The following is a 14,716-nucleotide window of genomic DNA, read 5'->3' on the forward strand; positions in this document are numbered from 1 at the left end:
ATTGATCCAGATCGCGCTGTCTCTGACGGGCAAGGTGCCGGGGCCCGGCGGCATCTTGTGTGTTGAGAACTCTGAAAGGTGACATCTGACATGGCTCAATCGTTCCTTGGCCAGAAACGTCTTCGTAAGTATTACGGCAAGATCCGCGAAGTGCTGGACATGCCGAACCTCATCGAGGTCCAGAAATCTTCCTATGATCTGTTCCTGCGCTCCGGTGATGCCGAACTGCCGCTCGACGGCGAAGGCATCATGGGGGTGTTCCAGTCGGTTTTCCCGATCAAGGATTTCAACGAAACTTCCGTTCTGGAGTTCGTGAAATACGCCCTTGAACGTCCCAAGTACGACGTCGACGAATGCATGCAGCGTGATATGACCTATGCAGCGCCGCTGAAGGTCACCCTGCGACTGATCGTCTTTGATATCGATGAGGACACCGGCGCGAAATCCGTCAAGGATATCAAAGAACAGGATGTCTTCATGGGCGATATGCCCCTGATGACCCCGAACGGCACGTTTGTCGTCAACGGCACCGAGCGTGTGATCGTGTCGCAGATGCACCGGAGCCCGGGCGTTTTCTTCGATCACGACAAAGGCAAGACCCACTCTTCGGGTAAATTGCTGTTTGCCTGCCGTATCATCCCGTACCGCGGCTCCTGGCTCGATTTTGAATTCGACGCCAAGGACATCGTCTTTGCCCGGATCGACCGTCGCCGCAAGCTGCCTGTGACCACCCTGCTCTATGCGCTGGGGCTGGACCAGGAAGGCATCATGGATGCCTATTACAATACGGTTGACTACTCGCTGGAGAAATCCCGCGGCTGGATCACGCCCTTCTTCCCCGAACGCGTGCGTGGCACCCGCCCGACCTATGACCTGGTAGATGCGTCCACAGGCGAAATCATCTGTGAAGCAGGCAAAAAAGTCACCCCGCGCGCGGTCAAGAAGCTGATCGACGAAGGCAATGTGTCCCAGTTGCTGGTGCCGTTTGAGCATATCGTTGGCAAATATGTCGCCAAGGACATCATCAACGAGGAAAATGGCGCGATCTTTGTCGAGGCTGGCGACGAGCTGACCCTCGAGTATGACAAAGACGGCGACATCATTGGTGGTTCCGTCAAGGAACTGCTGGATGCGGGCATCACCGACATTCCGGTTCTGGACATCGACAACGTCAATGTCGGCCCCTACATGCGCAACACCATGGCGGCGGACAAGAACATGGGCCGCGACACCGCGCTCATGGACATCTACCGCGTGATGCGTCCGGGCGAGCCGCCCACCGTCGAAGCCGCCTCCGCGCTGTTTGACACCCTGTTCTTTGACAGTGAACGCTACGATCTGTCGGCCGTTGGTCGCGTGAAGATGAACATGCGTCTGGCGCTGGACGCCGAAGACACCCAGCGCACACTGCGCAAGGAAGACATCGTCGCCTGCATCAAGGCGCTGGTGGAACTGCGCGACGGCAAGGGCGATATCGACGACATCGACCACCTCGGCAACCGTCGGGTGCGCTCTGTTGGCGAGCTGATGGAAAACCAGTACCGTGTTGGCCTCTTGCGCATGGAACGCGCGATCAAGGAACGCATGTCCTCTGTCGAGATCGACACTGTGATGCCGCAGGACCTGATCAACGCGAAACCTGCCGCTGCGGCTGTGCGTGAATTCTTCGGCTCCTCGCAGCTGTCGCAGTTCATGGACCAGACCAACCCGCTGTCGGAAGTCACCCACAAACGCCGCCTCTCGGCGCTTGGCCCCGGTGGTCTGACCCGCGAACGTGCCGGCTTTGAGGTGCGCGACGTACACCCGACTCACTACGGACGGATGTGCCCGATTGAAACGCCGGAAGGCCCGAACATCGGTCTGATCAACTCGCTGGCGACCTTTGCCCGCGTCAACAAATACGGCTTCATCGAGACACCTTATCGTGTCGTCAACAACGGGCAGGTCACCGATGAGGTGCACTATATGTCCGCGACCGAGGAAATGCGTCACACCGTGGCGCAGGCCAACGCCAACCTCGACGAGAACAACCGTTTCGTGAACGATCTGGTGTCCACGCGTCAGTCCGGTGACTACACGCTGGCCCCGAACGAAAGCGTTGACCTGATCGACGTCAGCCCGAAACAGTTGGTATCGGTTGCCGCCTCGCTCATTCCGTTCCTGGAAAACGACGACGCGAACCGCGCTCTGATGGGGTCGAACATGCAACGTCAGGCGGTTCCGCTGCTGCGGGCCGAGGCGCCGCTGGTCGGCACCGGGATCGAAGAAGTTGTCGCACGTGACTCCGGCGCGGCCTATATGGCCAAACGCGCAGGGATCATCGACCAGGTCGATGCTCAGCGTATCGTGATCCGGGCTACCGAGGACCTCGAACTGGGCGACGCGGGCGTGGATATCTACCGCATGCGCAAGTTCCAGCGCTCGAACCAGAACACCTGCATCAACCAGCGTCCGCTGGTGAAGGTGGGTCAGAAGGTTCAAAAAGGCGAGGTCATCGCGGATGGCCCCTCCACCGATATGGGGGAACTGGCGCTTGGCAAGAACGTCGTCGTCGCCTTCATGCCCTGGAATGGCTACAACTACGAAGACTCCATCCTGATCTCCGAGCGGATTGCCCGTGACGACGTCTTCACCTCGATCCACATCGAGGAATTCGAAGTCGCCGCCCGTGACACCAAGCTTGGTCCAGAGGAAATCACCCGCGATATCCCGAACGTCGGCGAGGAAGCCCTGCGCAACCTCGACGAAGCGGGCATCGTCTACATCGGTGCCGATGTGGAGCCGGGCGATATCCTCGTCGGCAAGATCACTCCGAAGGGCGAAAGCCCGATGACGCCGGAAGAAAAACTCCTGCGCGCCATCTTTGGTGAAAAAGCCTCTGACGTCCGTGACACCTCGTTGCGGGTGAAGCCGGGCGACTACGGTACCGTTGTCGAAGTGCGTGTCTTCAACCGTCACGGCGTCGAAAAAGACGAACGTGCGCTGCAGATCGAGCGTGAGGAAGTTGAACGTCTGGCCCGTGACCGGGACGACGAACTGGCGATCCTCGACCGCAACATCTACGCGCGTCTGCGGGATCTGCTGATGGGCAAGGTTGCCGTCAAAGGGCCAAAAGGCGTGCGCGGCAACACAGAGATCACCGAGGATCTGCTGGACAACCAGCTGACCCGCGGCCAGTGGTGGATGCTCGCCCTTGAGGACGAGAAAGACGCCCAGATCCTGGAAGCCCTGAACGAGCAGTACGAAGCACAGAAACGTGCTCTGGATGCTCGGTTCGAGGACAAGGTCGAGAAAGTCCGCCGGGGCGACGACCTGCCGCCGGGTGTGATGAAGATGGTCAAAGTCTTCATAGCCGTGAAGCGCAAGCTGCAGCCGGGCGACAAGATGGCTGGCCGTCACGGGAACAAAGGTGTGATTTCGCGGGTTGTTCCGATGGAGGACATGCCGTTCCTCGCGGATGGCACCCCGGTCGACTTTTGTCTCAACCCGCTGGGTGTTCCCTCGCGTATGAACGTCGGTCAGATCCTTGAAACCCACATGGGCTGGGCCGCACGCGGTCTGGGCATCAAGATCGACGACGCGCTGCAGGACTATCGCCGCACTGGCGACCTTACACCGGTGCGGGACGCGATGCGCCATGCCTATGGCGACGACGTCTACGAGGAAGGCCTGTCCAACATGGACGAGGCGGACCTGATCGAAGCTGCAGGCAACGTCACCCGTGGTGTGCCGATTGCAACGCCGGTCTTTGATGGCGCCAAGGAGCAGGACGTCAACGACTCGCTCAAACGTGCAGGCTTTGACACGTCGGGTCAGTCGATCCTGTTTGACGGTCGCACGGGCGAACAGTTCGCGCGTCCCGTGACCGTGGGCATCAAGTACCTGCTGAAACTGCACCACCTTGTGGACGACAAGATCCACGCACGCTCCACCGGCCCGTACTCGCTGGTGACCCAGCAGCCGCTCGGTGGTAAGGCGCAGTTCGGTGGTCAGCGATTTGGTGAGATGGAAGTCTGGGCTCTGGAAGCTTACGGCGCCGCCTACACCCTGCAGGAGATGCTCACCGTGAAATCGGATGACGTCGCCGGCCGGACCAAGGTCTATGAGAGCATCGTCAAGGGCGAGGACAACTTCGAGGCGGGCGTTCCCGAGAGCTTTAACGTTCTTGTGAAAGAAGTCCGCGGCCTCGGCCTGAACATGGAACTCCTGGATGCGGAGGTTGAGGAGTAAGGGCCGCGCGCCCTTACTCCACTCCCCCCTTCCGCGAAATTTGAGGTATCAAAATGAACCAGGAACTGACGAATAATCCGTTCAACCCGCTGACGCCGCCCAAGGTCTTTGATGAAATCAAAGTGTCGCTGGCGTCGCCGGAACGGATCCTGTCGTGGTCCTACGGCGAGATCAAAAAGCCGGAAACCATCAACTACCGGACGTTCAAGCCTGAGCGTGACGGTCTGTTCTGTGCCCGTATCTTTGGCCCGATCAAAGATTACGAATGCCTGTGCGGCAAATATAAGCGCATGAAGTATCGCGGTGTTGTCTGCGAAAAATGCGGTGTGGAAGTCACGCTGCAGAAGGTGCGCCGCGAGCGTATGGGCCATATCGAGCTGGCCTCGCCCGTTGCACATATCTGGTTCCTGAAATCGCTGCCGTCCCGCATCGGCCTGATGCTGGACATGACGCTGCGTGATCTGGAGCGGGTGCTCTACTTTGAGAACTACGTGGTGATCGAACCGGGCCTCACCGACCTCACCTACGGTCAGATGATGACCGAAGAAGAGTTCATGGATGCCCAGGACCAGTTCGGCATGGACGCCTTCACCGCCAATATCGGTGCCGAAGCGATCCGCGAAATGCTGGCGGCAATCGACCTCGAAGCCGAAGCTGAAACGCTGCGCGCAGAGCTGGCCGAAGCAACGGGCGAGCTGAAGCCCAAGAAGATCATCAAACGTCTGAAGGTTGTCGAATCCTTCCTCGAGTCGGGCAACCGTCCTGAGTGGATGATCATGACCGTGATCCCGGTCATCCCGCCGGAACTGCGCCCGCTGGTGCCGCTTGATGGTGGCCGTTTCGCGACCTCCGACCTCAACGATCTTTATCGTCGGGTGATCAACCGGAACAACCGCCTGAAGCGTCTGATCGAACTGCGCGCACCTGACATCATCGTCCGCAACGAAAAGCGGATGCTGCAGGAATCCGTCGACGCATTGTTCGACAACGGCCGTCGTGGTCGCGTTATCACCGGTGCCAACAAGCGTCCGTTGAAATCGCTCAGCGACATGCTGAAGGGTAAGCAGGGTCGCTTCCGTCAGAACCTTTTGGGTAAGCGCGTCGACTTCTCCGGTCGTTCGGTCATCGTGACCGGTCCGGAGCTCAAGCTGCATCAGTGTGGCCTGCCGAAAAAGATGGCGCTCGAACTGTTCAAGCCCTTCATCTATTCGCGTCTGGAGGCCAAAGGTCTGTCCTCCACCGTGAAACAGGCCAAGAAGCTGGTCGAAAAAGAGCGTCCCGAAGTATGGGATATCCTCGACGAGGTGATCCGCGAACACCCGGTGATGCTGAACCGCGCACCGACGCTGCACCGTCTTGGTATTCAGGCCTTCGAACCCACGCTGATCGAAGGTAAAGCCATCCAGCTGCACCCGCTGGTCTGTTCGGCCTTTAACGCCGACTTTGACGGTGACCAGATGGCCGTGCACGTGCCGCTGAGCCTTGAGGCCCAGTTGGAAGCGCGCGTTCTGATGATGTCCACGAACAACGTTCTGTCGCCTGCAAACGGCGCACCGATCATCGTTCCGTCGCAGGATATGATCTTGGGCCTCTACTACCTCACGCTGGCGCGTGACGGTATGGTTGGCGAAGGCAAGGTCTTTGGCAACATGGACGAGGTTCAGCACGCGTTGGATGCAGGCGAAGTGCACCTGCACTCCAAAGTGACCGCGCGGATCATGCAGATCGACGAAAACGGTCTTGAAGTTTACGAGCGGTTCGAAACCACGCCGGGCCGTGTCCGGTTGGGTGGCCTGCTGCCGAAGAACGCCAAGGCACCGTTCGAGCTGGTCAACCGTCTGCTGCGCAAACGCGAAGTGCAGCAGGTCATCGACACCGTTTACCGGTACTGCGGTCAGAAAGAATCTGTGATCTTCTGTGACCAGATCATGACCATGGGTTTCCGTGAAGCGTTCAAGGCGGGCATTTCCTTCGGCAAGGATGACATGGTCATCCCTGACACCAAATGGACGATCGTTGATGAGACCCGCGATCAGGTGAAGGATTTCGAACAGCAGTACATGGACGGCCTGATCACCCAGGGCGAAAAGTACAACAAGGTTGTCGATGCCTGGTCGAAGTGTAACGACAAGGTCACCGAAGCGATGATGTCCACCATCTCGGCGGACAAGCGCGACGAGAATGGTGCCGTAATGGAGCCGAACTCGGTCTACATGATGGCCCACTCCGGTGCGCGTGGTTCTGTGACGCAGATGAAGCAGCTGGGCGGGATGCGCGGCCTGATGGCGAAGCCGAACGGCGACATCATCGAAACGCCGATCATCTCGAACTTTAAGGAAGGCCTGACCGTTCTGGAGTACTTCAACTCCACCCACGGTGCCCGTAAGGGTCTGTCGGATACGGCTCTGAAGACGGCGAACTCGGGTTACCTGACCCGTCGTCTTGTCGATGTGGCGCAGGACTGCATCGTGCGCGAGCGCGATTGCGGAACCGAGCGTGCGATCACAGCCGAAGCCGCGGTCAATGACGGGGAGGTTGTTTCCTCCATCGGCGAGCGTATCCTGGGTCGTGTTGCCGCCGAAGACGTCAAACGTCCCGGCACCGACGAGATCCTGGTGGCCTATGGTCAGCTGATCGACGAGCGGATGGCGGATATCATCGAGGACGCCGCGGTGCCGCAGATGCGCATCCGCAGCCCGCTGACCTGCGAAAGCGAAGAGGGCGTCTGCGCCATGTGCTATGGCCGTGACCTTGCGCGCGGTACCATGGTCAACTCCGGTGAGGCCGTCGGCATCATCGCGGCGCAGTCGATTGGTGAGCCCGGTACACAGCTGACGATGCGGACCTTCCACATCGGCGGCGTTGCCCAAGGTGGCCAGCAGTCCTTCCTCGAAGCGTCGCAGTCCGGCAAGATCGTGTTTGAAAACACCAACACACTCACCAATGCCAATGACGAGGTCTTGGTCGTTGGCCGGAACATGAAGCTGATCATTCAGGATGAGCATGGCGAGGAACGTGCGAGCCACAAGCTCGGCTACGGCACCAAGCTGTTCATCAAGGAAGGCCAGCAGATCAACCGGGGCGACAAACTGTTCGAATGGGATCCCTATACCCTGCCGATCATTGCCGAAAAGCCGGGTACTGCGAAGTACGTGGACCTTGTCAACGGTCTGGCCGTGCGCGAAGAAACCGACGATGCCACCGGCATGACCCAGAAGATCGTGATCGACTGGCGTGCGGCACCGAAGGGATCGGACCTGAAGCCAGAGATCATCCTGGTGGACGAAGATGGCGAGCCGGTGCGCAATGCGCTTGGCAACCCGCTGACTTATCCGATGTCCGTCGATGCGATCCTGTCCTGTGAAGACGGTCAGCGCATTGAAACAGGTGACGTTGTTGCGCGGATCCCGCGTGAGGGCGCCAAGACCAAGGACATCACCGGTGGTCTGCCACGCGTCGCGGAACTCTTCGAAGCGCGTCGTCCGAAAGATCACGCGATCATCGCCGAAATCGATGGTTACGTGCGCTTCGGTCGCGACTACAAGAACAAGCGGCGGATTTCGATCGAGCCCGCGGATGAAACCATGGAAGCCGTGGAATACATGGTGCCCAAGGGCAAGCACATCCCGGTGGTCGAAGGCGACTTTGTCCAGAAGGGCGACTACATCATGGACGGCAACCCGGCGCCGCATGACATCCTGTCCATCATGGGTGTCGAAGCGCTGGCCAACTACATGATCGACGAAGTCCAGGACGTGTATCGTCTGCAGGGTGTGAAGATCAACGACAAGCACATCGAGGTGATCGTTCGCCAGATGCTGCAAAAGTGGGAGATCTCCGACTCTGGTGAGACCACGCTGCTCAAGGGCGAGCACGTGGACAAGCAAGAGTTCGATCAGGCCAACGAGAAGGCGCTGTCGCGTGGCAAACGTCCGGCTCAAGGTGCACCCATCCTGCTTGGTATCACCAAGGCGTCGCTGCAGACCCGCTCCTTCATCTCGGCGGCCTCCTTCCAGGAGACCACTCGGGTGCTCACCGAAGCGTCGGTTCAGGGCAAGCGGGACAAACTCGTCGGTCTGAAGGAAAACGTCATCGTGGGTCGTCTGATCCCGGCCGGTACCGGCGGTGCGACGCAGCAGATGCGTCAGGTTGCATCCTCGCGTGACAATGTGGTCCTTGAGGCCCGTCGCGAGGAGGCCGAAGCGGCTGCCGCTCTGGCTGCGCCGATGATGGACGACAGCGCAGGCGCAGATGCGGATTTCCTGGTGGAAACACCGGAAAGCCGCGATTGAGCCGATCACACCTGATGTGATCTGACATTTGAGAAAGCCCCGCGTCCACCGTGACGCGGGGCTTTTTCGTTGGTGGGCGCGGGGCCGTGGCAGCTTGGGCGTCAAGGCCCTTGGCAATGTCGCACCGCCGTGGTTTCACTGTGCTATTGCGCAGGAGGAGCCGGCCCATGGTCGCGACATTCAAGACGGTGGGCGTGGTTCGGTTTTCGGTGCTGTCCCCCACATTCAATTCCGACCGCTATCCGTCCCTTGAAGCGGTGGCCGAAGCTCTGTTCGCACAGGATCGAATGCAGTTGCGATTGCATCTGTTCGAACACCTTTGCCTTGCCAGTATGCTGCGTCAAAGCGACGACGATTTCACCCTGGTGATCGCGACCTCTGACCGAATGCCAGAGCCGTTTCTGCAGCAGTTGGCCGATATGGTCGCACCGCATCGAAACGTATTGCTTCAGCCCTATGGGCCGGAGAACCATTTTCAGATCCTGAAGAAAGCCTATGCGTCGGTGCCGGAAACCGGCGAGAGCCATCGCATCCTGTTCCGGCTCGACGATGATGACGCGCTGGACGGTGAGTTCATTGCGCGCACCAAGAGGCTGGCCAAGGGCCTGTTGCCGCTGCAGGTCAATGCGGAAACCCCTTTCGCGATCTCCTTCAACCGGGGCATTTACCTGGTCAAATCCGAGACCGAACCGCCGCGCGTGGTGGACAGCTGTGAAAGGGCACCGCTGTCGGTGGGGCCGTCGGTGGTGCGCCCCGTCCATGGCAAAGGCAATCCCTACCGGTACAATCATCGAAAGTTCGCGCAGCACTATCCATTGTTTTCAGATATCTCGGTGCCTGCGTTTCTGCGCACCGTGCACTGGGACAACCATTCTACCCCGGCAATGATGGGGCTGACGGGCCAGCAGGATGAAGCCACGATTGCGGGGGACTTGCAGCGTCACTTTGGCCTGTCGCTTGACGCATTAAAGGCACTTTGACAGATGACACGCAGATTTAGTCCGAACCAACAGGGTGCATTTCTGATGCTGGGCAGCATGGCTGCCTTCACCTGCAACGACACATTGGTCAAACTGGTCGGGCAATCGGTGCCGCTCTGGCAGATTGTCACCATTCGGGGCGTGCTGGCCAGCGTCCTGCTGTTGGGACTGGCGAAGGCGATGGGGTCGCTTCGGTTCGATTTTCCCGCACGGGATTGGGCCCTGGTGCTGGCCCGGTGCGCCACCGAAGCGGCGGCGACCTATTTCTTTTTGTCGGCGCTGCTGGAGCTCCCGCTGGCGAATGTGACGGCGGTGTTGCAGATGCTGCCGCTGACGGTGACACTCTGTGCGGCGCTGTTCCTGGGCGAACGGGTGGGGTGGCGCCGGTGTATCGCCATTGCACTGGGGTTTGTCGGCATGCTGCTGATCGTGCGGCCCGGCGGCGCGGATTTTGGACCGGCCACGGTCTATGCCCTGCTGGCGGTTGCGGTCCTGACCCTGCGCGACCTTGTAACCCGGCAGATGTCACCGGCGGTGCCGTCCTTGACCGTGACATTCCTGGCGGCGTTTTCCGTGATGCTATTTGGGGTTGGCCTCGGGATCGGGGAAACCTGGCAACCGGTCGGCGCGCGGGACTGGGCGTTGCTGTTCGGCACGGCGCTATTGATCCTGCTGGCCTATCTTTGTGCGGTCATGACGATCCGCACCGGCGAGGTCTCAGCCGTGGCGCCGTTGCGCTATACCGGGCTGATCTGGGCACTGGTGCTTGGCTGGCTGGTGTTTGGTGACTGGCCGTCGGGGATCACCCTTGTGGGGGCCGCCATTGTTGTCGCCGCTGGCTTGTTCACCCTGCTGCGAGAGCGTCAGGTGGCCGAAGCCCCTGATGGGTCGGAAATTCCATTGGAGAAGACCTGACGAACGAGGCCATCGCGAAGCGCGAAACGGGCTTCGAACTCTGCCTTCTGTTCCGCATTCAAAGGGGTGACCGGGACCGGTTTCACGGCCTTTTGTCGCGAGTCGTTGGAGCTGTGATGTCCGCGTACGAACATCGGCGCATCCGCGAGCGTAATGGTGGGCATGAAGCGCAGAATCTTCTCGTGGGCGAAATTCATGATGGTCAGCGGCGCGCCACTGCGCACATACATACCAAGCGCGGCGACATAATAAGGGCGGTGGATCTCCGAGGCGCTGATCCCATCGGGGCCGAACTCCGCCACATAGCCCATGTTGAAATCAACCGCGACGGCGCGGTGGCGGGCAACCAGCCCTGCGCAATCGTCGATGGTCTGGCGCAGCCGTTCGATAAAATCCACCGAGACGGCATCGTCGTCGTCATAGCGAAATTGAAGGCAGGGCGCCGCAGGGTCGCGCCGGGCCGCGTTCAGGATTTCCTTCATGATGGGGCGTTGCTGCTGGGGAGCGTGTTTCTGGATCTCTATCTGTGGCATGTCCGCCACCAGATCGCGGAGCCGGCTTTCATGGCGGGCAGGCAGACTGTCGCCAATCACGATGATCAGGTGAAAGTCCGGATCTGTCTGTTCGCGCAGACAGGGCAGGGCGACGGCTTCGAACAGGCGAAACCGTTCCTCCAGCCGTTCCTCATTGTAGAGGAAGGCGATGCGCTCTTCGATACTGGCATGCTCGACCTGAAAGCCGCCGACCGCGGGGTAGGAAAACCGACAAAGACCGATCACTTGCATTGGCCATACCCCTCTGGCAATTCTTGACCCGACTATGAGGCGGCGCATCTGTCGCGACAAGGGCTGGTTCCGTCGACAGGCCGGTGTTGTTCCGGTGTCGTGGGGCATCCGCCCGGGTGTGGCAGTGTTGACAACCGCAGCGACTCTGCATATACGCGCGCTATCCGGCTCTCGGGGGTTTCCCTCTTACGCCGATATCATATCTGTAGTGGCTCAAGGTCAGGGCACTTTTTTCACCCTGACCCTCTGTAAACCCACCGCGACGTTCACCTCGGAATGGGAGCGTTTGCGGTTTTTGCGTTTGCGTTATCGCTGCTGATGAATTCGCCGCACGTCCGGGCCCCGTGTCCACCGCGTGCATGACATAGTGTTGCAAAACGGGGAACAAACCGGAATGCCAACGATCCAACAGCTGATCCGCAAGCCGCGTCAGCCGAAAGTAAAGCGCTCCAAGTCCATGCACCTGGAGCAGTGCCCGCAAAAGCGTGGCGTCTGTACTCGCGTCTACACCACCACGCCGAAGAAACCGAACTCCGCTATGCGGAAAGTTGCGAAGGTTCGCCTGACCAACGGTTTCGAAGTGATCTCTTACATTCCGGGCGAATCCCACAACCTTCAGGAACACTCCGTGGTTCTGATCCGTGGCGGCCGTGTAAAAGACCTTCCGGGTGTCCGCTACCACATCCTGCGTGGTGTTCTGGATACCCAAGGCGTCAAAGACCGTAAGCAGCGTCGCTCCAAATATGGCGCGAAGCGTCCTAAATAAGAAGAAGGATAGACACAGATGTCCCGTCGTCACGCTGCTGAAAAACGCGAAGTCCTGCCCGACGCCAAATATGGCGATCGTGTTCTGACTAAATTCATGAACAACCTGATGATCGATGGTAAGAAATCGGTCGCAGAACGTATCGTCTACAACGCCTTTGAACGCGTTGAAGGCAAAATCAAGCGCGCTCCCGTCGAAGTCTTCCACGAAGCTCTCGACAACGTGAAACCCTCTGTCGAGGTTCGTTCGCGTCGTGTGGGTGGTGCAACCTACCAGGTTCCGGTCGAAGTGCGCCCGGAGCGTCGTGAAGCCCTTGCGATCCGTTGGTTGATCACCGCTGCGCGTGGTCGCAACGAGAACACAATGGAAGAACGCCTCGCCGGTGAACTCCTCGATGCTGTACAAAGCCGGGGTACTGCCGTTAAGAAGCGCGAAGACACGCACAAGATGGCTGAGGCTAACAAAGCCTTCTCGCATTATCGCTGGTAACTCTTTAGAGGCTCATCCTAATGGCACGCGACTATCCGCTAGACCGCTACCGCAACTTCGGTATCATGGCGCACATCGACGCAGGCAAAACCACCTGCTCGGAACGCATCCTGTTCTACACCGGCAAATCCCATAACATCGGTGAGGTGCACGACGGTGCGGCCACCATGGACTGGATGGAGCAGGAGCAGGAACGTGGTATCACCATCACCTCCGCTGCGACGACCACGTTCTGGGAACGCACTGAGAACGGCGTTGAGCCGGACTCTGAAAAGCACCGCCTGAACATCATCGACACCCCCGGCCACGTTGACTTCACCATTGAAGTCGAGCGTTCGCTTGCCGTTCTCGACGGCGCGGTTTGCGTTCTGGACGCAAACGCCGGTGTCGAGCCTCAGACCGAAACCGTGTGGCGTCAGGCTGACCGCTACAAGGTTCCGCGTATGGTGTTCGTCAACAAGATGGACAAGATCGGCGCAGACTTCTTCAACTGCGTTCGCATGATCGAAGACCGCACCGGCGCGCGTGCTGTGCCTGTCGGTATTCCGATCGGCGCCGAGACCGAGCTTGAAGGTCTTGTCGATCTCGTGACCATGAAAGAGTGGCTGTGGCAGGGTGAAGACCTTGGTGCATCTTGGATTCAGGCGGACATCCGCCCCGAGCTTCAGGATATGGCCACCGAATGGCGTGGTAAAATGATCGAAGCCGCCGTCGAAATGGACGACGACGCGATGGAAAACTACCTGATGGATGGCGCCGAGCCTGACGTCGCCACCCTCCGCGCGTTGCTGCGCAAAGGGACACTGGCGATGGCATTCGTGCCTGTTCTGGGTGGGTCCGCGTTCAAGAACAAAGGCGTTCAGCCTCTGCTCAACGCGGTGATCGACTATCTGCCCAGCCCGCTGGACGTTGTTGATTACATGGGCTTCAAACCCGGCGACGAAGAAGAAGTTCGGAACATTCCGCGTCGTGCAGACGACAGCATGGCGTTCTCCGGCCTCGCGTTCAAAATCATGAACGACCCCTTCGTTGGCTCCCTGACCTTCACCCGGATCTATTCCGGCGTGCTGAAAAAGGGCGACTCGATCCTGAACTCCACCAAGGGCAAGAAAGAGCGCATCGGTCGTATGATGATGATGCACTCCAACAACCGGGAAGAGATCGAAGAAGCCTTTGCAGGCGACATCATCGCGCTGGCGGGTCTGAAGGACACCACCACCGGTGACACCCTCTGCGACGCCAAAGAGCCGGTGGTTCTGGAAACCATGACGTTCCCGGATCCGGTCATCGAAATCGCGGTCGAGCCTAAAACCAAGGGCGACCAAGAAAAGATGTCCCAGGGTCTGGCCCGTCTGGCTGCCGAAGATCCGTCCTTCCGTGTGGAGACCGACATCGAGTCCGGTCAAACCATCATGAAAGGCATGGGCGAACTTCACCTGGACATCCTCGTTGATCGTCTGAAGCGTGAGTTCAAGGTCGAAGCCAACATCGGTGCCCCTCAGGTTGCCTACCGCGAGACCATTGGTCACGAGGTCGAGCACACCTACACCCACAAGAAACAGTCGGGTGGTTCGGGTCAGTTCGCCGAGGTGAAGATGATCATCTCGCCGACAGAAGCCGGCGAAGGGTATTCCTTCGAATCCCGCATCGTCGGTGGTTCGGTTCCCAAGGAATACATTCCGGGCGTTGAAAAAGGCATCAACTCGGTCATGGACAGCGGCCCGCTTGCCGGTTTCCCCGTGATCGACTTCAAGGTTGCCCTGATCGACGGTAAGTTCCACGACGTGGACTCCAGTGTTCTGGCCTTTGAAATCGCAGCCCGTATGTGCATGCGTGAAGGCATGCGCAAAGCTGGTGCGAAGCTGTTGGAACCGATCATGAAAGTCGAAGTGATCACTCCGGAAGAATACACCGGCGGGATCATCGGCGACCTTACCTCTCGTCGGGGTCAGGTGTCGGGCCAGGAACCACGCGGCAATGCGATTGCGATCGACGCAAACGTGCCGCTGGCGAATATGTTCGGCTACATCAACACCCTGCGCTCCATGTCTTCGGGCCGCGCGCAGTTCACCATGCAGTTCTCGCACTACGATCCGGTGCCGCAGAACATCTCTGACGAGATCCAGGCAAAATACGCGTAAGCGTCAGGAATTGGGGGAGTGCGCAGGGGTGCGCTCCCTCCACGAACCTAAAAGGAGGCCATCATGGCTAAGGAAAAGTTTGAACGTAATAAGCCGCACGTCAACATCGGCACGATTG

General features: G+C 59.2%; 8 protein-coding genes. 7 read left to right on the forward strand and 1 reads right to left on the reverse strand.

What is annotated here, in order from left to right; genetic code table 11:
- Positions 1 to 90: 90 nt before the first annotated feature.
- From rpoB to TRIHO_RS08875, 4 genes are all read left to right on the forward strand, one after another.
- Positions 91 to 4,230, forward strand: coding sequence for a DNA-directed RNA polymerase subunit beta (gene rpoB / locus TRIHO_RS08860; RefSeq protein ID WP_068242164.1), 4,140 nt, complete (start codon positions 91 to 93; stop codon positions 4,228 to 4,230).
- Positions 4,231 to 4,283: 53 nt separating this feature from the next.
- A complete protein-coding gene (gene rpoC, locus TRIHO_RS08865) occupies positions 4,284 to 8,522 on the forward strand; it encodes a DNA-directed RNA polymerase subunit beta' (protein WP_068242166.1) in 4,239 nt (1,412 codons plus the stop codon).
- Between the two features lie 167 nt (positions 8,523 to 8,689).
- Positions 8,690 to 9,502 (forward strand): glycosyltransferase, encoded by an 813-nt coding sequence (locus TRIHO_RS08870; RefSeq protein WP_068242168.1) that lies wholly within the window; start codon positions 8,690 to 8,692, stop codon positions 9,500 to 9,502.
- Between the two features lie 3 nt (positions 9,503 to 9,505).
- Positions 9,506 to 10,417 carry a DMT family transporter gene (locus tag TRIHO_RS08875; protein ID WP_068242170.1) on the forward strand — a complete coding sequence of 304 codons (912 nt, stop codon included), beginning with the start codon at positions 9,506 to 9,508 and terminating at the stop codon, positions 10,415 to 10,417.
- On the opposite strand, the gene TRIHO_RS08880 is transcribed toward TRIHO_RS08875, so the two are convergent.
- Complete coding sequence (locus TRIHO_RS08880) at positions 10,366 to 11,202, reverse strand: putative rhamnosyl transferase (protein WP_068242172.1); 837 nt, start codon at positions 11,200 to 11,202, stop codon at positions 10,366 to 10,368. The two genes, TRIHO_RS08875 and TRIHO_RS08880, sit on opposite strands and share 52 nt — an antisense overlap.
- Positions 11,203 to 11,596: 394 nt before the next feature.
- On the opposite strand from TRIHO_RS08880, the gene rpsL reads away from it, so the two are divergent.
- The 3 genes from rpsL to fusA are packed head-to-tail and all read left to right on the forward strand — an operon-like array spanning position 11,597 to position 14,598.
- Positions 11,597 to 11,968 carry a 30S ribosomal protein S12 gene (gene rpsL / locus TRIHO_RS08885; RefSeq protein WP_005621086.1) on the forward strand — a complete coding sequence of 124 codons (372 nt, stop codon included), beginning with the start codon at positions 11,597 to 11,599 and terminating at the stop codon, positions 11,966 to 11,968.
- Positions 11,969 to 11,986: 18 nt separating this feature from the next.
- Positions 11,987 to 12,457, forward strand: a complete 471-nt coding sequence (rpsG, locus tag TRIHO_RS08890) for a 30S ribosomal protein S7 (protein ID WP_068242174.1) — start codon at positions 11,987 to 11,989, stop codon at positions 12,455 to 12,457.
- Positions 12,458 to 12,477: 20 nt separating this feature from the next.
- Positions 12,478 to 14,598 carry an elongation factor G gene (gene fusA / locus TRIHO_RS08895; protein ID WP_068242176.1) on the forward strand — a complete coding sequence of 707 codons (2,121 nt, stop codon included), beginning with the start codon at positions 12,478 to 12,480 and terminating at the stop codon, positions 14,596 to 14,598.
- Positions 14,599 to 14,716: the final 118 nt, after the last annotated feature.

Origin of the sequence: Tritonibacter horizontis, assembly GCF_001518015.1 — a bacterium.
Taxonomy (GTDB): domain Bacteria; phylum Pseudomonadota; class Alphaproteobacteria; order Rhodobacterales; family Rhodobacteraceae; genus Epibacterium; species Epibacterium horizontis.